Source organism: Bacteroidota bacterium, from assembly GCA_016711505.1.
In the GTDB taxonomy this organism is placed as follows: Bacteria; Bacteroidota; Bacteroidia; order AKYH767-A; family 2013-40CM-41-45; genus JADKIH01.
On the sequence record JADJSV010000017.1, the window covers coordinates 47,635 to 68,924 of the forward strand.

The following is a 21,290-nucleotide window of genomic DNA, read 5'->3' on the forward strand; positions in this document are numbered from 1 at the left end:
GATGAAATATAATACTAGTAATATTCTATTCTTAATCATTTTAATTGCTTCGGCTTTTTCCTGCAAAGAAAAGTGCACCGATGATGGTAGTTGCACTGCAGATGAGTTGTCATGGATTCCATATCATGACGGACAAATGCTGATATTTGAAAACGATTCTTCTCAAATTGATACATTTTTTGTTGAGAGAACAAGTGGTTTTTATCCGAAAGTTTATGATGATGATAGCAATTGTCCCAACTTTGAATCTGTTCAGGCGAAAATCAGGATTAACGATAACTATCTACAAATAACAACCAGTCATTATTATACTTTTCCTAAATCACAAAACTGGCCTTGCCTATATTCAGAAACAACAAGAGATTTCTTTAAAGATCATGCTGACAGCATTTCTATAACTGTTAAAAATAAAAACTATAGTCAGGTGAGACTAATGATGCAAGGACAGAATTCTTATTTTAACAATGTATATTATAACAAAACTTCAGGTATCATTTCATTTCAGCTTAGAGATGGAAGTGTATGGGGATTACTGTATTAAACAATCTTTTCGAAGAATTTCTTCACGGAAGTAATTCTTCTTTTAAAATTATGCTGCCTTCTAATTTGCCGCGGTCTTAATTACCCTGAATACTGTTCGTACATCTTTCTGAAAAACTACAACACTGTAAACTCAACCGGAAGTTTATAACCAAATTCAATATCACCATTCACTTCAGTCAGCTTTTCGATAAGCTTCGCTGCAGAATCATAAATAAAAACATCCGCTATTTTGTCAAGTGAAAGATGTAAATTCTGATTAAATGGATTTGGATAAATACTTAGTGCTGGATTACCATTCGTATTAACTGTACCGGAGCAAATTGAAAACGTGATCAAAATTATATCTGAATTTGAGCAGCGATAAGTATCAGTAACTTCTACAAATACATTTGATGTTCCACATCATGTTCCACTGCTGTCTACCGTTATGAATGATTGAACGGAACCTGTGGACCAGCTATAAGATGGATAACTATTGCCTGCATCCAGAGTCAGAGCATGGCCGGCGCAGATCGTTGTATCATTTCCTAAAGAAATGACTGGAGTACTTCTCACATCAACAGCAGAAACCGCTGAATCAGAACATCCATTTGCATCTGTATAAGAATATAAAACCGGAACAGAACCTGTCCCACTCAATGCCGGATCAAAAAAGCCTGCTACAACACCACTTCCACTATACACTCCTCCAGCAGGCGTTCCACCTGTTAACTGAACCGGACTTCCATTTTCACAAAGAGTAGTAGCGAAAGACAATGCAACAACCGGTGATTGAAATACTATTATTGAACTAACTGCAGAATCAGAACAACCATTTCCGGCGGTGAATGAATACGACAGAGGAATCGTTCCGCCTCCTGATAATGCCGGATCAAATGATCCGGAAACTACTCCACTTCCTGTATAAATTCCACCAGCAGGTAATCCGCCTGAAAGAACAACCGGATTTGCATTCTCACAAATTGAACTTGCAAGTGACAAACTTACATTCGGCGACTGAAGAACAGTGATTGAACTTGTCGTTGAGTCTGAACATCCATTGCCATCAATGTAAAAATATGAAACCTGTATTGTTCCAACTCCTGAAACAGAAGGATCAAAAATTCCTGATGTTATTCCACTTCCATGATAGTCACCACCGGATGGTGACCCGCCTGTGAGAATAACAGGACGTTCGTTTTCGCAAAGAGAATTCATGAGCGATAGACTTACGACCGGTTTCTGAAAAACAGTAATTGAACCGTTTGCTGAATCTGAGCATCCGTTTCCATCAGTATAAAAATACGAAACAGGTATTACACCATATCCTGTAAGTGCCGGATCAAAACTTCCTGATACAACTCCGGTTCCACTGTAAACTCCGCCAGTTGGCAAGCCTCCGGAAAGTATAACCGGATTACTATTTTCACAGATAGAATTTAAACCGGACAATGAAACGGATGGAAGTTGATGAACGGTGATCGTTTTTATATTCTGAACCTGACAACCACTGTTGTTTGCATTTACAGTGTAAGTGGTCGTAGAGGAAGGAAAAGCCTGCACAACACTCCCTGATGATGCAGACAAACTTCCGGCAGGTGACCAACTATAGGTTCCGCCGCCGACAGCAGTTAATGTTAATGTATCTCCGACGCAAATTGAGTTTGCGCTTGACTGGATATTCACAGAATATGTTCCCGTAGTCTTTGATGCAAGAGCCGGATTTATTGTAAGGTATGATATTACTGCTCCTGCACCGTTATATTCAAAAACAGAAAAGTGATATGTAGTTCCTGCATTAAGTCCGGTTACTGTTAATGAGTTCCCTATACCATTGTAAACAACATAGTTTCCACTTCCAAGATTTGCACCTGAACCAAATGATGGATTGGCATTATACGTAGCACCATTGACCGGTGATTGATTTACTGCTGAACCTGCACGGGCAATAATAATTCTTCCTGCTCCATTTCCAGGAGTAAAACTCAAAGACAAATCATTGCAATTAGAATTGGTGACTATCAAATTTGTTGAAGCACTCGACGGCGCTGCAACAGGTATAGGACTTACTTTGTCAACATAATAATCAGAGAGTAAATTACCGGTCAATGAATAACTACCAAAGGTTGCACTGCCTGTATAGATCCCTGTTGTACAAATGTAACCATTGCGATCACTTGCAATTCCGTATGCAATATCACGATTCACTCCGCCATAAGGTTTTACCCATTGGCAATTTCCATTCAGATCATAAGCTGCTATATAAACATCTCTGTTGCCCGCAGCACCTGCATATTTAGAATCAAAATATCCGTGATCATCAAGCTGACCGGTTATATAAAACATTTCATTGATTGAATCTACTGTAATTCCATTCGCAATATCCTCATAAGGTCCACCTGCTTTTTTTGCCCAGATGACGTTACCTGATGGATCGTATTTGACCATCAGAATATCACTGCTACCGGAGGAGGTCAGAGTTGTACTTCCAATAGTAACAGTTCCTGTAAAATATCCTGTTGTATAAATATTGTCGTCAGCATCAATTGCAATTCCATCATATTCAGAAGTACCGCAGCAATTTCCTTTAAGCCAAACAATCTGTCCGCTTGCATCATACTTCACCAGAAATCCTCCGGATGTACCATTGTTGTTGATTGTATTTCCACTGAACGTTGCCTGATCCGTAAAAAATCCTGCTACGTAAACATTTCCATTTCTGTCAAATGTTATTCCCTTTCCTTTATCATTTTCTGAGCCCGCACCTTTCTTTGCCCATTGAACTACACCGGCACTGTTCAATTTCATTGTATACACATCTCCCAATCCGGCAGGCGTTAAATGGATATTGTCAAAATAAATATGTGCTGAATAAAATCCTGTCAGAAAAACATCACCGTTGGAATTCGTCATCAGCGAATATCCTTTATCACTTTCTGTGCTGCCAAAACTTTTAGCCCAAACTAAAGTTCCATTCGAATTGTATTTACTTAAAAAGATATCGTTACCACCTTTAGAAATCAGCGATACCGAAGAGGAGAACTGGGCAGTATCTTCAATTTCACCTGTGACATAGCAATTCTGTTGATCATCGACAGCAACACCATAACCAACATCCCCACCTCTGCCGCCTGCATTTCGAAGCCATTTTACTGTACCATCGGGACCATATTTACCGGCAAATATGTCATGAATTCCATAGGATGATAGGTTTTGTCCGTTATCGAAATGGGTCGTATATTCGATTTGTCCGGAAACATATACATTTCCCGAATCATCAGTGGTAACTGCATTTCCATATTCATAACCCTGAGAAGTGCCTTTATGAGCCCATTGAACGGTTTGGGCGTTCGTTTGAAAAAAGAAAAATAAGGTTATTATTGAAAAAAAGCCTGTTTGCAGGGATTTCATTGTTAATATGGTTTTGATAAAACTATTCAAAACCTTTGAAGAGCCGTATGATAGAAGTCAAAGGTAAGTCTGAAATATATCAATAAAATATTCTGTATGTTAAATTTAGATTACTAATTCGGAAGGTATTTATTAACCTTGGATTTTGACCGGGATTTAATGGATGTTGGGATTACTAGGAATATGTTGATGGGAAGTAACTATGACCTAAATTCACTTCATATAAAAAGTAAAGATTAATATATGAAATTACTTGTAATTAAGGTTTTTTATTAGCTTTAAAAAAAGTTGTTCTTTAATCTTATTAAATTAATCCATAAAACCAACTACCATGAAATTTATTACCTTTTTATCTCTTTTCCTCATCTCAGTTTGTTCGAACGCTCAGATTGCTTGGGAACATTTATACATGGGAATGAATCGTTCTTTAGTGAACGACATTGTACATGCACCAGGAAATGTTTTTTACGCTAGTGGACAGGACACAGTTAATTCTGAGGTAAGGGGTTTTCTTGCAAAACTTGATAGTGCCGGTAATCTACTTTGGGAAAGAATTTATACTGACCAGGATTCAGATATTATGTTTACGAATATAATATTTATTGATTCGGTTTTGGTTTTGCAGACTTCTTCATATTCAAGAGTAAATGGTTTTTATGGCGTACCTAAAATTTTACGATGGATACTTCGAAATGTTCTGGATAGTGTCTATACCGATATTTCAAGTGTCTACAATAGCACAGGTAATAGGCTGATACATGAAGGTGCAAACAATACACTCTGGGCAATTACTTTCATCGGGACTATTGGAATCTCCAACGAAATTAAAGTAACACAGTTTGACCAGGATCTTGACACCCTGAAAAACCTGCACTTTGGCAATTATTATCAAACCTATTTTTCTTTCAATAAACAAAATGAACTTGCGTATGATCAGCTTATCGAAGAATATGATACAGCTACTAATCTACTTTCAACACCACCATGTTTACCTTTATGATTCCGCTGGAAACAAATTTTTTTGATTCAACTTTTTGATCTGCCGGCTTCAAAATCAATCTTTCGTACAGATGATGGTGGTTTCAAATTAATTTATCAGCAAACTGATTCAATGGTCATCAGGCAATTCGATGAAACCGGAGTCTTACAAAGAACCAGATATTACAGTCCAATGGTTGCTCCTTATTATCCGGCCGAAGCTGCTTCCGACAGTGGTTACTTTCTTGTTACAGTAGAATATGATTTTCAGCTTAACAGAAAAAAACATATTGTAATCAAGTGTAATATACACCTCTCTGGACTCAGACATTTTATGACCATGCAAACACATTTAAAAATTTAAATGCAACGATGGTGGGCAATTGTGGTTCGAACTTGCAAATGATACGGTCAGTTATCTCGTAAGGCTTGGGCCAAATGGTGAACGTTTTCCCTACTCTCTACAGATCAATCTATCTGTATATTGCCAGGGCGATACTTACACTTTCTACAATGCAATCCGCTTCATCTTACATTTGGAATACCGGAGACACTACCGAACAATTACATGTTACGACGTCGGGAAACTATAGTGTTATTCTAACTGATAGTCTCGGTCAAAGCTATTCCGTTCATTCTGTTCCTCTTGTTTGCGCCGCCTGTCTTTGTAATCTCAGCAACATAAGCGGAATACTTACTGGAGCAATGATCCTAACGGTATTACATCAGGTCCAAGCAAATCATATTCCAGAACTACTCTTCCTGACACACTTTCAATTTGGGTCATGGTTCAGACAGCGAATGGATGCAGGTACTCAGATTCAGCAATGATATATTTTGATGATTGCACTAATATTTCAGGACCATCAGGAAAAGCGAAGAACGTTTCGTTCAAAACTTTTTTTATTTGAAAACTTCAACCGGAAAAACAATCTCTGAAGTAATACTTTCCGATTTGACTGGGAAAATCCTGAAACAAATCCAGTAGCAAATTTTTGTTGAAATCGATACAAATTCACTTCCTGCAGGAGTCTATATCCTCAGATCAAAAATCAAAAATGAGTGGATAAATATAAAAGTCACTAAATCATATTAGCACGTAAACATATAGTAAAAACCTTATTCGCCGGAATGAGGCTTTTATAAGATGCAAAATAAGAACGATGACATTATTACCTGTCATCAGAAAATTCCAAACTGTGTAGCATAACTCAATTTCTTATCTGAGAATTGAATAAAATAATTTCCTCTGTCAAGATCTTCAATCTTTGATTTGATTTATTCCTTTAGAAATCCTTCTAAAAGAAGCCTTCCATTTAAATCATAGATTGTAATTTTTAGGTTTAAATTCCAAATTTGTAAATTTAAAATTGAAAATATCACTTGCTGGATTTGGGAAAATAGTTATTGATCCGTATTGTGTCATATTCTTTTATTCCTGTACTTATATCATCAAGTCTTGCAACAAATCCTAATCTCACATTAAAGCCAATATTACTGTTTCCGGCTAAATAAACTGATGAATTATTAAATTCAATTGCATTGACTTCCGGATCTGTTAATCCAGGAAGCAGGAGTGTCTGATCAATTATTCTTTGTCCGCTTTCATTATATCCATAAATATGACTCGTCTACGGAAGATGTTGTAAAAATTACTTTACCGTTTTTCAGTTGCATGAAATCTTTATTTCTGCCAAACATGCCTCCTACTCCACGTGCTGTATCCATCCATAATATTGAACCACCGGAATCGAATTTTGTAATTAAAGAATACTGATTAATTCCATTGGAAGTTCCAAGTACATAGATATTATTCAATGAATCAGTTTTAATATTTACAACTTCAACCGAAGCTGTGGAAAGACCTGGATATGTATAACTCCTGGTCCACAATGTATCTCCGTAAGAGTTTAACTTTACCAGTCCAAAATTATTATTATTGTATCTGACACCGACAATTGCATTGAAGTCATTGTCTGTTGCTAATGCTGAATGGTAATTATCAGTTGAAACAGGTAAAGTTACTGCCCAGTCAAATGTCCCGGATGTATCACAATATAACACTGAAGCAAATCCTGTAAAGTTTACTGTTAAGCAATACATACCGGTATCTCCGCACATTTCTATTGCACGGATATCTCCTGTCGACCATCCGGGTAAGATCGGGAAACTACTTAGCCATCTGAATTCACTACCAGCATCAAATCGTGCAACTGCTGCGGGAAAATCTCCGCCAACTCTGATCTGACCTGCAAGAAATAAATTTCCTGTTCTGTCAATACAAATGTCACCCAGATCATCACCAGTTGTGAATCCCGGTGAATTTAAAATTCCGCCACCAATACTATCTCCGGAATAATTATATTCTGTGTAGATCATATTATTCGTTCCTGTCTGATCTTCATATTCGCCTGCAAAGACAACATGTCCTAATGGCGATTTTAAACTTCTCCAACTAAAATTTAATCCCAATTCACTAATGGTCCGTCGCCACCTTTCCATTCCTGATGAATCATATGAAATATAGATTGGTATAATTGTCTGAAATGAATCAATAGTGCCATTCACATATAAATTACTATTTTCATCAAGTACAAGATCTTCGAGTAAATTATATCCCGGTGCTGCCGATGTATCTCTTTCTGTTCTTACCCAGTTTAATTGCAACTGTGCATCTGAATAAATTACTTTCAATACAAAACAAAATAATATTATCGCTTTTTTCATTTCTAAATAGCTTTTAGTTTTCGATAACAAGATAAATAATATAAGGAATTTCCAAATGTTAAAATATTTCAGATAACAACTTAAATATTTAAATGTTTTCATGTTTTGAAAAATAAAAGTGCTATTACGGGCATAGAATTTTCATAAGAAAACGAAAAAAGCATATGGAACACAATTTTCACGACGAAAAAGACAACATTAAAAACCTCAGCGGAAAAGAGGCAATTGATAAATTAAAAGAACTTGCTGAAGGCGCCAGAATGTGCATGTTTACAACCTTCACTACCGAACGCCCAATGCCAAGCCGACCTATGGCATTACAGATTGTGGAAACTGACGGCACACTACAATTTTTCAGCGCCACTGATTCTCATAAAAACCATGAATTAGAAAAAGATCCGGATGTACAATTACTTTTCGCAAATTCCGGCAGCAGTGAATATTTAAATGTTTATGGTCATGCTATAATTTCACAGGACCGTGCTAAAATAAAAGAACTCTGGTCGCCTTTGGCAAAAACCTGGTTTCAGGATGGACCGGAAGATCCGAAACTCAGCCTCATCAGTGTAAAACCTGACTCATGTGAATATTGGGATACGAAGCATAATAAAATTGTGGCCTATCTGAAAATTGCTGCATCAATAGTAACCGGCAAAACGATGGATGACGGAGTTGAAGGTCAATTAAAACTCGACAAAAAATAAAAATCCACTCACCCTTTTTTTCTTATTTAAAAATAAATTAAATCCTCCGGGCAACATTGCCCGTATATTATATTAAATACCTCTAACCATGAAAAAATCAGTACACACAATTGCTAGCCGCTATCTTAAGACGTTCACACACAGATTTGCTTTAGCCGTATGCATTCTTTGCCTTCTTTCTTTTAATTTATCTGCTCAAACCATTTTCGGTATTTCCGGAAATAATCTGGTAAGGTTTCAGGTAAATACTCCGGAAACTATTCAGGCAACAATCCCAATAACAGGAGTCATGGCAGGACAAGAAATTGTCGGGCTTGATTCACGACCGGCAACAGGAGAACTGTTCCTGCTTGGCTACAATAACCTGACATCAGAAGCGAATTTGTATACATTAGATACAATGACTGCTGTAGCAACTCAAGTTGGTTCTATGCCAATTACACTCGCTCTTGATAGTGGAAAAGTTGGCTTCGATTTTAATCCTACTGTTGACCGGATCAGAGTTGTTTCTGAAAGCGGTGCGAACTACAGATTAAATCCAATTACCGGCGGCATAGCTGCTACAGATTCGACACTGAGATATAATACCGGTGACTTGAATGAAAATGAAACACCGCAAGTAGTTTCTGCTGCATATATCAATAGTTACATTGGAACCGGCTCAACTACTTTATATGATTATGATGCCGGATTAAATATTATCACGACTCAGAATCCGCCAAACAACGGAACACTGAATACGATAGGTTCATCTTTATTAAATGTGGATTCAATGACACGCAGAATGGATATGGATATTTTCTTCGATGCATTTACCTCTTCAAATATTGCTTATGCTGCAGTACATGTACAAGGCTCTTCAGTTGATTCATTATATACGATCGATTTAATATCAGGAGCATTTACTAATGTGGGACCAATTGGTAATGGCGCGCCTATCAGCAATATTGCAATATATATAGACCGCACTGTTCCTCCTTTGATGGGAAATCTTATTTATGGTTTATCAGGAAATAATTTAATTGAATTCGATTCGCAAAACCCGGGATTTTTAAGATCATATAAAAGCATAACAGGAATAACCTCCGGACAAGCAATTGCCGGAATGGATGTACGTCCTGCTACAGGAGAATTATTTGCTCTTGGATATGATACAATAAATAATAACGCTCAGCTTTATACTATTGATGTTATGACAGCAATAGCAACATCAATTGATACTACTCCCATTCAACTTATGCTTGGAACAGGTCATATCGGTTTTGATTTCAATCCGACTGTCGACAGAATTCGTGTGATTGCTGATAATGATACCAACTACAGATTAAACCCTGTTACAGGTGCAATTGCTGCAATTGATCAGAGTCTTGCATATGCTGCATCAGATATTAATAACGGAACAGATCCAAATGCTGGTACTGCTGCATATTTAAACAGTTATATAGGAACAGGGACAACACTTTTATATACCATAGATGACTCACTCGGAATTCTTGCCACACAAAATCCACCTAATGCAGGAACATTAAACACTATAGGTTCTCTTGGTATTAATTTAAACCCTGCTGACTTATCTATCGATATGGACATTTATTTTAATCCTATGACGTCTGTTAATACTGCTTATGTAACTGCAAATACAGGTTCTGATGCCAGAGACGCACTTTACTCTGTGGATCTTTCTACCGGTAATGCAACTAACATCGGAACAATCGGTTCAGGAATAAGTGTAAAAGATATTGCAGTTGCAATTGATCGTACAGCTCCGCCACTTACAGGAAGAATTATTTATGGACTTTCGGGTTCATCGTTATTCTCTTTCGATTCCGACAACACTACTTTCATTCGTAATTTTATGCCGATAACAGGTGTTACCGCAGGACAAATAATTGTTGGAATGGATGTTCGCCCATTAAACGGCGATCTGTTTATAATGGGTTATGACACTACAGCATCTACTGCACAATTATATACAGTAGATACCACAACAGCAATAGCGACACCGGTCGGCGCAAGTGCTATCACACTGGATCTTGGTACAGGAAATGTTGGATTTGATTTCAATCCATTTGTAGACAGAATCAGAGTTGTTGGTGTGAACGATATGAACTATCGTTTAAATCCAATTACAGGAACTCTTGCAGCAACAGATTCAATGGAAAATTACGCTACCGGAGATATGAACTTCGGAGCTGACCCTTCTATAGGATCAGTTGCGTATACAAATAATTACAACGGTACCGGCTCGACAACTTTGATAGGATTCGATGAAGGCCTCAATACATTTGTTACTCAGACACCGCCAAATGATGGCACTCTGAATACAATTGGAATGTCAGGTCTTACATTGAATTCAAACGATCTGAGTGTTGACATGGATATTTATTTCAATGCAGATTCTGTTATGGATGAAGTTTATTTTGCAGCCAATACAGATTCATCGATAATGGATAATCTTTATACAATTGATCTTGCCACAGGTGCTGCTACACTTGTTGGTCGCATAGGTTCAGGAATTATGGTAAAAGATATTGCTCTTTCTCTTCCTTCCACTTTAACGGCGATAAATGATCTTCAGATTAATTCAATGGATTTGACAGCTTATCCGAATCCATTCCGTGATGTAATAAATGTAACATTCATTGCAACGGTTTCCGGAAACATTTCATTAAGTGTAATTGATATTACAGGAAGATTAATTGAAAGCAAATCTATTAATTCAGAAATAGGTGTTAACAATATTTCTCTGAATACAACGGGATACACTAACGGACTCTACATGATTCGTCTTGAAACTGCTTCGGGAAAATCATCAGGTATCAAGATGATCAAATAATAATCAGACAAATTGAATTTTCTCAAGGGACAGTGGCAGTAGCTACTGTCCCTTTTTTTGATGTAATTTATTTCAAAATTTTACGTTGTGTAACCGATAAGATAGGCAGATGCAAAAATTCTATAACCTATACTGCAGCAATTTCGTATAAATTAAAGTTCTGCAATGTCACACAAAGTCTACGTCATCGAACTCTCTAAAAAAGTTTTCTCTGAAAACTGGAAATTCCGTTCTGCCAATCCGCAGTTTAACGGAGTATTGGAATGTCTGTACGTAGGGATGACTTCTAAATCGCCTGATGAGCGTTTTCTTCAGCATAAAACAGCATATAAAAATTCGAAAGGACACGATCTGTCTTCCTATTATCCATGGAAATATGGTTTGTACTTGAGGCCCTCATTGTACAATGAAATTAATCAGGTAAAAATGAATCGTGAGCAAGCATTAAAAATGGAAGCTAAACTTGCATGGGATCTTCGTAAGAAAGGATATGCTGTCTGGTTTAACTAAACGAAAACTTATTACTTTATCTTATTCACCAGATCAGGATTTCCCATTTTACCTGATTGATAATCTTTGTAGCATTTTTGAATTTCCGATTCGCTGTTCATTACAAATGGCCCGTATGCATAAACCGGTTCATTATGCGGTTGTCCGCCAAGCAAAAGTAATTCGGCGCCCTCTGCACTGAATAATTCTATATTACTATCACCACGCTGATATAAAACAACCTGATTTGCATCGATTGATTTTCTTCCTTCTACTTCCAGCTTTCCATTGATTAGGTAAACGAATGCATTGTGTTGCGGATTCGTTGGTATACTTAACCGGCAACCCGCTTTCATTTTAATATGAAAATAAAATACAGGGAATAATGTTTCTATTTTTGATTTTGCATTAAACATTTCTCCCAAAACAACTTTAGCTGAATAATCCTTTCCATTCAGGTCTGCCATTTTCTCAGTACGATGTACATCAGTTGCCGGCGCAACCCATTTATATTTTGCAGGCATGTTTAACCAGATCTGAAAACCATGATACAGGCCGCCATCATCATACAGCTTTTTACCTGTCTCTTCCATATGAATAGCACCACGTCCGGAAGTGAACATCATAAAATCACCTTTACCGATCTGGAAATCGTAATTGAGACTATCACGATGATGACCTGTGCCATTGAGAAAATAAGTTGTCGGAATTATTCCTGCATGCGGATGCGCATCAACCCGAAGTGGTTTGTCTTTAGGATTCACATGAACAGGACCAAACTCATCAAAGAAAACATAGGGCGATACATAATCATTATTGTCGCCTGCAAAAGCACGTAGAACCGGCAATGTACCCACCATAGTTTTATTCGCAGTTATGATTGTGTAGACCTTTCTGCCTTTTCCCGTCTCCAGCATACCGGAAGTAGCCTTAAGAAATTCCGGAATAACAACCGATGCACCTATGATCGCTGAACCTTTGATGAATTGTCTTCTTTTCATGTGACGTGGAGTTTGGTGCAAAGGTAAACATCTGCCCTTTTACTTTTACGCACAATAACAAAGTCAGAACCGGGATTTGCCTGATTTTGGGATTTTGCTGATTCGCAGTTTGGCAATTTGTTAGGAATTGGGATTTCATATTGGCTAACTCCCATTCAGATAAATCCCAAAATCAGGCAAATCCCGGTTCAGACATTGTTTTCCCATTAACCTTTGCTTTGAAACTTGCTGTTCAACAAAACGCCCATTACCAAAACATCGTCAACTTGCTCGTGGTCGGACTTCCATTTTTCAAGATATTCTGCCAGGAAGAATTTCTGTTCTTCCATTTTCAAATGCTGAATTGAAACTAAGATCTCTTTAAACTTCTTTGTCATCAATTTCTTGCCAAACTCACCACCAAATTGATCGGCATAACCGTCGCTGAAAATATAGAATGTGTCATTCTTTTCTACTAAAATCTCATGTGTCGTAAAATTTTCTTCATGAGTGATCTGCAATCCACCAACCGGAAATTTATTGGGATTATAAACTAACATTTCATTGTTTCTGATAAACCACAAAGGCCTGTTTGCGCCTGCGTATTTCAAAAAGATTTTTCCAGATTATAATGAACATATAGCAATATCCATTCCGTCTGTAGATTCAGTATGTCGCTGATTCAACATGTTGATCATCTCTTCATGGAGACAGTCAAGAATCTTTCCCGGATCTATTATCTTTCGTTCGTTGATGATCTGTGTAAGCAGTGAATTACCGACAACACTTAAAAATGCACCGGTCACTCCATGTCCGGTGCAATCTGCCGCAATTAAAATTGCAGTGTTTTCTATTTTGAAAAAAGAATAAAAGTCGCCACTGACAATATCTTTCGGAAGATAGAAAACGAATGACTCTTTAAAAGAATTCTGAATCTTTTTCTGATCCGGAAGTATGGCTGACTGAATCCGCTTTGCATAATATACATTGTCAGTGATCTCGCGATTCTTTACGCTGATCAATTCATTTTTTATTTGCAACTCCTTTGTTCGTTCATCAACTAATTTTGTCAACTGTTCTTCACGGGTCCGTAGCTGATCGATGATAGATTCATTCTGCTTGCGCAAACGTTTGGTTAGTGCACTGATAATTTTTTTTGCAACCTCCGGCTGACTTTGCAGCAATTCATAAAACAACTCCCGTGTAAAAGGGATCAAATCTATTTTCAATTGCAGTAACTGACATCGATCTTGGACCGGCATCCAATAAAGAAAATTCACCGAAGAAATTTCCTGCTTCGGTTATTGCAACAATGTGATCACCATCATGAACCTTGACCTTACCTTTAGCGATAACAAACATGGAATCGCCGTGATCGCCTTTTTGAATAATAGTTGAATTGGGCAAAAAAGAAACTACCTGCAGTCGATTTGCAACTTGTTCTAAGAGATCTTCGGGCAAACTGCTGAAGATCTCTACTGTTTTAATCAAATTCAAAATTGATTCTTTATTCATACAGAGTAATGAAATTAATTCAGGCTTGTAAGGTATAATAAGGATATGGATTAAATATCAACTCTACTACAATTATTAAATTATTTTATCAATATTCAAATAATTTTAAATAATATTACACTTCAAATAATCTCTATTAACTTGAAACCACTCTCAATTTTTCTTTTTCTGTCCTGGAGTATTTTTCTTCATGCGCAGAAACCAAATATCTATCCTTTAACCGAAAGAGATTCCGTTGTAGATACAATATGGAATAAGACTGTAGCTGACCCTTACCGCTGGCTCGAGAATGTTCATTCTGATAAAACAAATCTTTGGCTTGAAAGCCAGGCAGAGATCAGAGATAAATATGCCAGCAAACTTACTTATAGCGTAGCCGAACATCTTACCAACTATTCAAGGATTCAAATGAAGAGGGTAAATAAGGAGGGTAAATATTATTTTTCATATGGGAGTAGCACATTACTTGAAACTGCATCATTGTATATTCGATCACATGCCGATGAACAGCCAAAACTTTTATTTAATCCAAATACATTAGAAAAAGGCGTAGCTATTACCATCGACGGTATAGATATTTCAGAAGATAATAAAACTCTTGCAATCATTCTATCGCGAAATGGAAGCGACTGGAAAACGATCCGCTTCCTTGATCTGGAGAAAAAAGAATTGTTAAACGATTCCGTAAATTTTGTCAAGTACAGTCCACTATACTGGTCGGGCGACAAAGTATTTTATATTAAATATGATGTTAAAGATGTCTCTGAATCCTTTTCAGGATTAATAAAAATTAAAGCGCTTCAATATCATACTCTGGGAACTTCACAGGACCAAGATTATCCTGTTTATACACCCGAAAGTCTGACCGATTACTTTAGTTTTAAAATTACTCCGGAAAAGAAATATCTGATCTTCACACAAAAATTCAAGAAAGGTGAAAAATTCTCTATTACATGTTCTTATAAAACTCTTCCTCTGAACCCTGATGAAGATTTTAAAATATTTATTGATACTGAAGTAAAAGATGGCGTCAACATTCATGCTGTAGGAGAAATTAATGGCAAATTGCTTGTAGCTACAAATAAATTCGGCAACAATGGCAGTGCTTACCGGTGTGATCTAAATAAGAAAAATGATTTTGAAAAATTTATTCCACAATACAAAGAAAGACTTCAGTCAGTAGTTATCATTAACGAAAACAAAATACTTACTCTCTACAACGGTGATAAAAAATCATATGCATTAATTGCTGATTCTAACGGAAATAAATTAAAATCGTGGAGCATACCGGAAGGTTATTCTTTCAATGGATTCTCCTATACCCGGGGCGATAGTATTTTAGTTTATTATTTCAATTCATTTTTTAGTCCGTCTTCTGTCTATCAGATCAACCTGAATACATTTGAGCAAACTTCACTCTCTAAAACTATTGTACCATTTAGTTTCAAGGACCTGACTACTGAAATGGTTTACTATTATTCAAAAGACAGCACTTTGATTCCGATGTACCTTACTTACAAAAAAGGCATCAAACTAAATGGAAACAACCCAACAATTCTTTATGGTTACGGAGGATTTGGGAATTCAATGCAACCCAATTTTGATGTCAACAATATCGCCTTTCTGAACAGCGGCGGCATTTTTGCAGTTCCAAAACTCCGGGGCGGCGGAGACTTTCCCGGATGGCATGAAGCCGGAAAGAGATTTAAGAAACAAAATACCTTCGACGATTTTATAGCTGCTGCTGAATATCTGATTGCTCAGAAATATACTAACTCTGAAAAACTTGCTGCAATGGGCGGTTCAAATGGCGGATTACTAGTTGGTGCATGCATGACACAACGACCGGAACTTTTCAAAGTGGTAGTTTCACAATCAGGCGTATTAGACATGTTGCGCTATCATAAATTTAATGTCGGATATAAATATACCGAAGAATATGGAAACATTGAAGACTCTCTCGATTTTCTGAATTTGTTGTCCTACTCCCCCGTGCACAATGTAAAATCAGGTGTTGATTATCCCTGCAACATTACTGGTCGCTTCAGATAACGATGACAGAGTAAGTCCGTTTCATTCTTTCAAGTTTCTTTCTCAACTTCAGACGTATGGCGGAACTAAAAATCCTTATGTATTATATTACCAGGAACAAGCAGGGCATTCAGGAAGCGGCGTATTTGACAATCAGATCACAAGGAAAGCTTATGTCTACACTTTTATTTATAAATACCTTGGCATAGAAAGTAAAATTTACTTTGAAGATTAAGAAGCAAATTCCTTCAGCTTCTTTGCAATAAGCCAGGCCTGCACCAGTTTCAACTTACCAAAAGAATATTTATTCCCACACATTTCTCTCGCTGCTTTTAAATCAGTTGAATTGTCAGGAAAAAATGTTCTTATCTTTTCTATCATATCAACTTCCATCACTGTTTCAATCTGGATCAGATTATTCTGTACTGCAAGTGCTAGATGTCCTTCAATGGTAGATTCTGCAAGTTTTCTGATCGCACAAACTTCTTTAATACTATTTCCTGATTTAATGAGGACAATAGTTTCGTTAACTGTTACCGATAATATTCCGGACTTTTTGAATATCGCTTTACTCTTACCTTTAACTTTTCCTTTTTGATTTCCTTTTGAATAATTCAATTCTATGCTATTCTCTTCACAGTAACGGCGAATCATTTTTAATACCTCAAAACCATATAATGATAATTTTGTTCTGCCAAATCCGCCCATTGCAAGCATCGTACTTTCGTCTCCGGGAAGTTGAGCACAACAATTTCGTATTGTCTGATTACTGAAGATCATATATGGCGGGACATCTTCTTCCTCGGCCATTTCATCCCGATACGATGAAAGGAGTTCGAACAATTCCGATTTCTCACCGGAAACTCCTTCCATAGCAGATGAAATATATGTCGACTTCACTTTTTCGAAATTTGCAGGCAAATTCTTTTTCCATACAGACAGATCATTCATACTAAAACCTGATTTACAGAGGTCCGTTTTTGTCTGATTATAAACCATCTGTTCATTCAGTTCTTCCAACACTTTATCAATTGAACGGGCTGTTCGCTTATTGCTGATCTTTATAGGATGCGCAAGCAAAATATTTTTCCATGTAACTAACTGCTCTGAAAAATATTTAGAGGCTTCGCTTACTCTTACCTGAAGTTTCTCATTTGTTGCCGGATCACCGCCTTCATTCCATATCTCCTGAAGCTGTTGTTTAAACTTGTTTGAAGTTGCAAGCAGGTTTTCATGAAGACCGGAAAATTCTCTCAGCCATTTTCGGATAGAATCGTCGGTTAAAAATTCTGAGATCTCTTTATTAAGTTTGATGAGATAAAAAAGAAATTGTTCATACGTAAACACACCAAATAACACTTGCTTCAAATACTCTTCACGTGCCTTTTCAAATAAAACCGGAAGAGATTTTTCATCATGCTTTGTTTCCTGCCAGCTTTTCAGATCAGCATGCGGGCCAAGAAAACGATCGTTGACAGGACTGGTCAATATTAATCCTTCAAGTGAAGTAGCCCTGCTCAATGCAACATATACCTGTCCGTTTGCAAAAGCATTTTCTGCATCAATCACGACTTTATCAAAAGTCAATCCCTGACTCTTGTGGATCGTAATCGCCCATGCTAAACGCAATGGATATTGCGTAAAAGTTCCAATCACTGATTCCTTGATCTCTTTTGTATCAGGATCGACAGCATATTTAACATTTTCCCAGATATATCTGTTCACATTAATCTTGTCACCATTGCAATTAACAACAACTTCATCGTCAGACAGATCTTCAACAATACCGATCTTACCATTAAAAAATCTTTTCTCAGGATCGTTCTTGATGAACATTACCTGTGCACCTTCTTTCAGCACCAATATTTTTTCTGCAGGTACAATATGATCAGGGAATTGATCTTCAATCGTTGCTTCATATTTAAATTCAGCTTTCTTTACATTGTTGAGTTTAATTTCATTTATCTTATTGGCATTTGCATTGTGAGTTGTTAAAGTAATATAACCGTCGCCATCTTTTGAAATGAAATCACTTTTCATCCTGCTATTCAATGCCAGTAAATGTTGCTTAGTCAGAGTATTTTCTCTTAATCCGTTTAGTATATCGATAAAACTTTCATCTTTCTGACGAAAAATCTTTTTCAATTCTACCATTACCGGTATGTTGGCTTTTAAGACCAGGCTATCGAAAAAGAAATTGGAAGAATAATATTCTTTCAGCAACTTCCATTCATTGTCTCTTACGACCGGCTGCAATTGATACAGATCACCGATAAAAAGTACCTGCACTCCGCCAAAAGGTGCCTGCTTATGCCTGACAGTTCGTAGAATAAGATCAATTTCATCGACAGTATAAGAAGCAACCATACTTGCTTCATCTATTACAAGCAATTCGAGTGCATTAAAAAAATTCAGTTTTTCGGAATTGTAGCGCAATCTCGAAAGCAATGTCTTTTTATCTATAGCTATTGTTGTAGGCCTGTTTGCAGGAATGAATGGACCAAATGGAAGGTGAAACATTGAATGTAACGTTATTCCGCCTGCATTTATCGCTGCAACTCCTGTCGGAGCAGCTACAGCCATATTTTTAACCGGATTTTCCTTCAGATATTTCAGAAAAGTAGTCTTACCCGTTCCCGCTTTTCCGGTAAGAAAAATATTTACATTCGTTTCATTTATGAATTTCAAAGCAAGTTCAAATGCTTCTGTTTTTATAGTTTCCATTTTACAAATTTGGATAACAAAGGTAACACATAAGTAAAACGGAAATTCAAATGATAGTTGTATCGGTACATTTTCATACTTATATGCGAATTCTAAAGATCTAGGATATTGGAATATCTCTCTGCGCAAAATCTGCGGGATTTGCGAGATCTGCGGGAGAACAAATCACGCTTTATTTTCTCCCGCAGATCTCGCAAATCCCGCAGATTTGGCGCAGATTTTTTTTTTCACAAGTATGGGATAGACTAAACCGACAACCCATTCGCTACCGCCAAATCCATTATAGAAGCCACAGTTGCTACAATAGAGATCGATAATTGATTGCCTTGTTTGGAATTTAAATTTCCACATTGCATTCCGATAACAATTCCATCAGAAGTAAATGCCGGACAACCACTGGAACCGCTGTACATCAGATTATCTGTTTCATAAAATGTGATCATGTGTCCGTAAAAATTATGTGGAAAATATCCGCTTACAAAACCATGTTGAAATCGTTCCTTAAGGATCCAGATTCCGTTAGTCATTTCGGACAAAGGAAAGCCAAGTGTTCCTATCATGGTTCCTTTATTTACAAAATCATTTTTGATCGAAACCGAATTTGAATAATTACCACCCATGATCCTTAGAAAGGCAACATCGGTTGTCGGATCCTGAAAAATTAATTGTGCAGGCACCGGAGTCTTTCCAATATCAACTGAACAAATCACTTCAAAAAAATTGTGATGAACTCCGGTAGCAAGATCACGCATACCATGAGCAGTAGTGGCAATGATGTTTGGAGCAATTAAAAATCCGGAGCCTAAAGAATAAGTAATCTGCCCCTGATTATTTACTCCGGCTCTTACACCAAAGATGGAACTACTTAATTGAGAACACGCTTTTTGAAACATAGAGTGGGTTTATTTTTCACGTAAAACTTTTTCTGATAGTCACAAAACTAGTATGAAAAGCCTTACATGCAAACCTCATCACTCACAATTACTAACATTCAAAGCAGAAATCACTTCTTCCCTATTCTATACAATCTCCCTTCATCAGTAATTGCATACAATTTGCCATCATTACCCATTGTAATATCACGAAACCTCTGACCTTCGTCTTCTAGTAACCGCTCTTCACCGGTCACTTTATTATTTTCAATTACCAATCTGGCAATATGATTACTGTTCAATCCGCAAATGAATAAATTATTTTTCCATTCTGCTACTTCGGTTCCATTGTAAAATGTCATTCCACTTGGCGATAAAACAGGATCCCAATAATAAACCGGCTGTTCCAGTCCATCTTGCTTTGTAAGGCCTTCGCCGACTTTAAATCCCGTGTATTCCAATCCATAGGTTATTGTTGGCCAGCCATAATTTTTTCCCGGTTGAATCAAATTAATTTCATCGCCACCCTTTGGACCGAATTCATTTTCCCAGATGTCACCGGTTACCGGATGTAATGCAAGACCCTGAACATTTCTGTGTCCATACGAATAAATTTCAGGACGCACTTTCTGATCATTAGCAAATGGATTTCCTGCGGCTGGTTGTCCGTCAGTAGTTATCCTGATAATTTTTCCTAAACCTGAATTCAGATCTTGTGCCTGAGGTCTTGTAACTTTGTCAGAACGCTCACCTGTACTTAACAAAAGATTTCCTGTCTTATCAAAAATCACTCTGCCGCCATAGTGAAGAGTTCCATCGTATGCCGGTGTCGCTCTATAGATCACTTTAACGTTCTCCAGACTCTTCTCATCGACAGACAATTTCCCTTTTGCAACAGCGGTAAGATTTCCTTCAGGCATATTTTCCGAAAAAGCCCAATAGACCATTCTGTTTGTTTTAAATTCTTTATCAAGTGTCAGTCCCAATAACCCTCCCTGACCATCAGAATTAACCGCCGGTATCCCTGTAATTTTTTCACCCACTTTTCCTGTCGGAGAAACAATTCTCATCGAACCACCTTTTTCTGTAATTAAAAATCTGCCATCGGGCAAAGAGACTATTCCCCATGGTTTTTTAAGTTCGTCAGTTAGTTTGGCTGCTTCATATGATACGGAAGTTTTTATTGCTTTAATTCGTGTTTGTCCTGTGAAAGCGGGTCTAAAATCTGAATTAGGTTTTTTCGTTTCAACAGAAACAACTGATGAATCAGAATTTTGATCTTCATTTTTTCCTGTAGGATTTGATCCACATGCATTCAGCATAAAACCGAAATAAGCAACAATGAGAATAATTTTAGTATTCATATTTTAATAATTTAGAATTTAAAGTAAGTCAATTTGTAACTTCCTGACAATGCAAAAAGGAGGCCTCTGTGTAAAAAATGAAATCGATGACGATTAAAAATTAAACATGGAGAACATAGAGGAAAAAAGGGAGGAAA

19 protein-coding genes are annotated in these 21,290 nt (G+C 37.0%); 9 read left to right on the forward strand and 10 right to left on the reverse strand.

What is annotated here, in order from left to right; all coding sequences use genetic code 11:
* The first annotated feature begins 1 nt into the window (after position 1).
* Positions 2-541, forward strand: a complete 540-nt coding sequence (locus IPL24_13860; protein MBK8364697.1) for a hypothetical protein — start codon at positions 2-4, stop codon at positions 539-541.
* Between the two features lie 116 nt (positions 542-657).
* Here the strand turns inward: IPL24_13860 and IPL24_13865 are convergent, their stop codons facing one another.
* Together IPL24_13865 and IPL24_13870 are read right to left on the reverse strand one after the other, a co-directional pair.
* Positions 658-879, reverse strand: coding sequence for a hypothetical protein (locus IPL24_13865; protein MBK8364698.1), 222 nt, complete (start codon positions 877-879; stop codon positions 658-660).
* Positions 880-945: 66 nt separating this feature from the next.
* On the reverse strand, positions 946-3,933 hold the full coding sequence (locus IPL24_13870) for an SBBP repeat-containing protein (protein MBK8364699.1): 2,988 nt from the start codon (positions 3,931-3,933) through the stop codon (positions 946-948).
* A gap of 331 nt (positions 3,934-4,264) precedes the next feature.
* Here IPL24_13870 and IPL24_13875 point away from each other — a divergent pair, with 331 nt between their 5' ends.
* The 3 genes from IPL24_13875 (at position 4,265) to IPL24_13885 (ending at position 5,742) form a co-directional block, all read left to right on the forward strand.
* Complete coding sequence (locus tag IPL24_13875; protein ID MBK8364700.1) at positions 4,265-4,933, forward strand: hypothetical protein; 669 nt, start codon at positions 4,265-4,267, stop codon at positions 4,931-4,933.
* A 21-nt stretch (positions 4,934-4,954) separates the two neighbouring features.
* Positions 4,955-5,275: a hypothetical protein gene (locus IPL24_13880; protein MBK8364701.1), complete on the forward strand. Its 321-nt coding sequence runs from the start codon at positions 4,955-4,957 to the stop codon at positions 5,273-5,275.
* Positions 5,276-5,349: 74 nt separating this feature from the next.
* A complete protein-coding gene (locus tag IPL24_13885) occupies positions 5,350-5,742 on the forward strand; it encodes a hypothetical protein (protein MBK8364702.1) in 393 nt (130 codons plus the stop codon).
* A 777-nt stretch (positions 5,743-6,519) separates the two neighbouring features.
* Here IPL24_13885 and IPL24_13890 read toward each other — a convergent pair.
* Positions 6,520-7,638 carry a hypothetical protein gene (locus tag IPL24_13890; protein MBK8364703.1) on the reverse strand — a complete coding sequence of 373 codons (1,119 nt, stop codon included), beginning with the start codon at positions 7,636-7,638 and terminating at the stop codon, positions 6,520-6,522.
* A 164-nt stretch (positions 7,639-7,802) separates the two neighbouring features.
* On the opposite strand from IPL24_13890, the gene IPL24_13895 reads away from it, so the two are divergent.
* The 3 genes from IPL24_13895 to IPL24_13905 all read left to right on the forward strand — a co-directional run bounded on the left by IPL24_13895 (position 7,803) and on the right by IPL24_13905 (position 11,688).
* Complete coding sequence (locus IPL24_13895; protein ID MBK8364704.1) at positions 7,803-8,342, forward strand: pyridoxamine 5'-phosphate oxidase family protein; 540 nt, start codon at positions 7,803-7,805, stop codon at positions 8,340-8,342.
* Positions 8,343-8,430: 88 nt separating this feature from the next.
* A complete protein-coding gene (locus IPL24_13900) occupies positions 8,431-11,178 on the forward strand; it encodes a DUF4394 domain-containing protein (protein ID MBK8364705.1) in 2,748 nt (915 codons plus the stop codon).
* 165 nt (positions 11,179-11,343) lie between these two features.
* Positions 11,344-11,688, forward strand: coding sequence for a ribose-5-phosphate isomerase (locus IPL24_13905; protein ID MBK8364706.1), 345 nt, complete (start codon positions 11,344-11,346; stop codon positions 11,686-11,688).
* An 11-nt stretch (positions 11,689-11,699) separates the two neighbouring features.
* Here the strand turns inward: IPL24_13905 and IPL24_13910 are convergent, their stop codons facing one another.
* The 4 genes from IPL24_13910 to IPL24_13925 form a co-directional block, all read right to left on the reverse strand.
* Complete coding sequence (locus tag IPL24_13910; protein MBK8364707.1) at positions 11,700-12,668, reverse strand: pirin family protein; 969 nt, start codon at positions 12,666-12,668, stop codon at positions 11,700-11,702.
* Positions 12,669-12,874: 206 nt separating this feature from the next.
* The gene (locus IPL24_13915) at positions 12,875-13,258 is read right to left on the reverse strand and encodes a SpoIIE family protein phosphatase (protein MBK8364708.1); all 384 of its coding nucleotides are present in this window, start codon (positions 13,256-13,258) and stop codon (positions 12,875-12,877) included.
* Between the two features lie 15 nt (positions 13,259-13,273).
* Positions 13,274-13,864, reverse strand: coding sequence for a hypothetical protein (locus tag IPL24_13920; GenBank protein MBK8364709.1), 591 nt, complete (start codon positions 13,862-13,864; stop codon positions 13,274-13,276).
* A complete protein-coding gene (locus IPL24_13925; protein ID MBK8364710.1) occupies positions 13,833-14,144 on the reverse strand; it encodes a cyclic nucleotide-binding domain-containing protein in 312 nt (103 codons plus the stop codon). The genes IPL24_13920 and IPL24_13925 overlap by 32 nt, the downstream gene beginning before the upstream one ends.
* A 159-nt stretch (positions 14,145-14,303) precedes the next feature.
* On the opposite strand from IPL24_13925, the gene IPL24_13930 reads away from it, so the two are divergent.
* On the forward strand, positions 14,304-16,214 hold the full coding sequence (locus IPL24_13930; protein ID MBK8364711.1) for a S9 family peptidase: 1,911 nt from the start codon (positions 14,304-14,306) through the stop codon (positions 16,212-16,214).
* On the forward strand, positions 16,174-16,428 hold the full coding sequence (locus tag IPL24_13935; GenBank protein MBK8364712.1) for a prolyl oligopeptidase family serine peptidase: 255 nt from the start codon (positions 16,174-16,176) through the stop codon (positions 16,426-16,428). Before IPL24_13930 ends, IPL24_13935 begins: the two co-directional genes overlap by 41 nt.
* On the opposite strand, the gene IPL24_13940 is transcribed toward IPL24_13935, so the two are convergent.
* From IPL24_13940 to IPL24_13950, 3 genes are all read right to left on the reverse strand, one after another.
* A complete protein-coding gene (locus tag IPL24_13940; GenBank protein ID MBK8364713.1) occupies positions 16,425-18,917 on the reverse strand; it encodes an AAA family ATPase in 2,493 nt (830 codons plus the stop codon). The genes IPL24_13935 and IPL24_13940 overlap by 4 nt on opposite strands.
* Positions 18,918-19,162: 245 nt before the next feature.
* Positions 19,163-19,810, reverse strand: a complete 648-nt coding sequence (locus IPL24_13945; protein MBK8364714.1) for a trypsin-like peptidase domain-containing protein — start codon at positions 19,808-19,810, stop codon at positions 19,163-19,165.
* A gap of 110 nt (positions 19,811-19,920) precedes the next feature.
* Positions 19,921-21,153: a PQQ-dependent sugar dehydrogenase gene (locus tag IPL24_13950; protein ID MBK8364715.1), complete on the reverse strand. Its 1,233-nt coding sequence runs from the start codon at positions 21,151-21,153 to the stop codon at positions 19,921-19,923.
* Between the last annotated feature and the right edge of the window lie 137 nt (positions 21,154-21,290).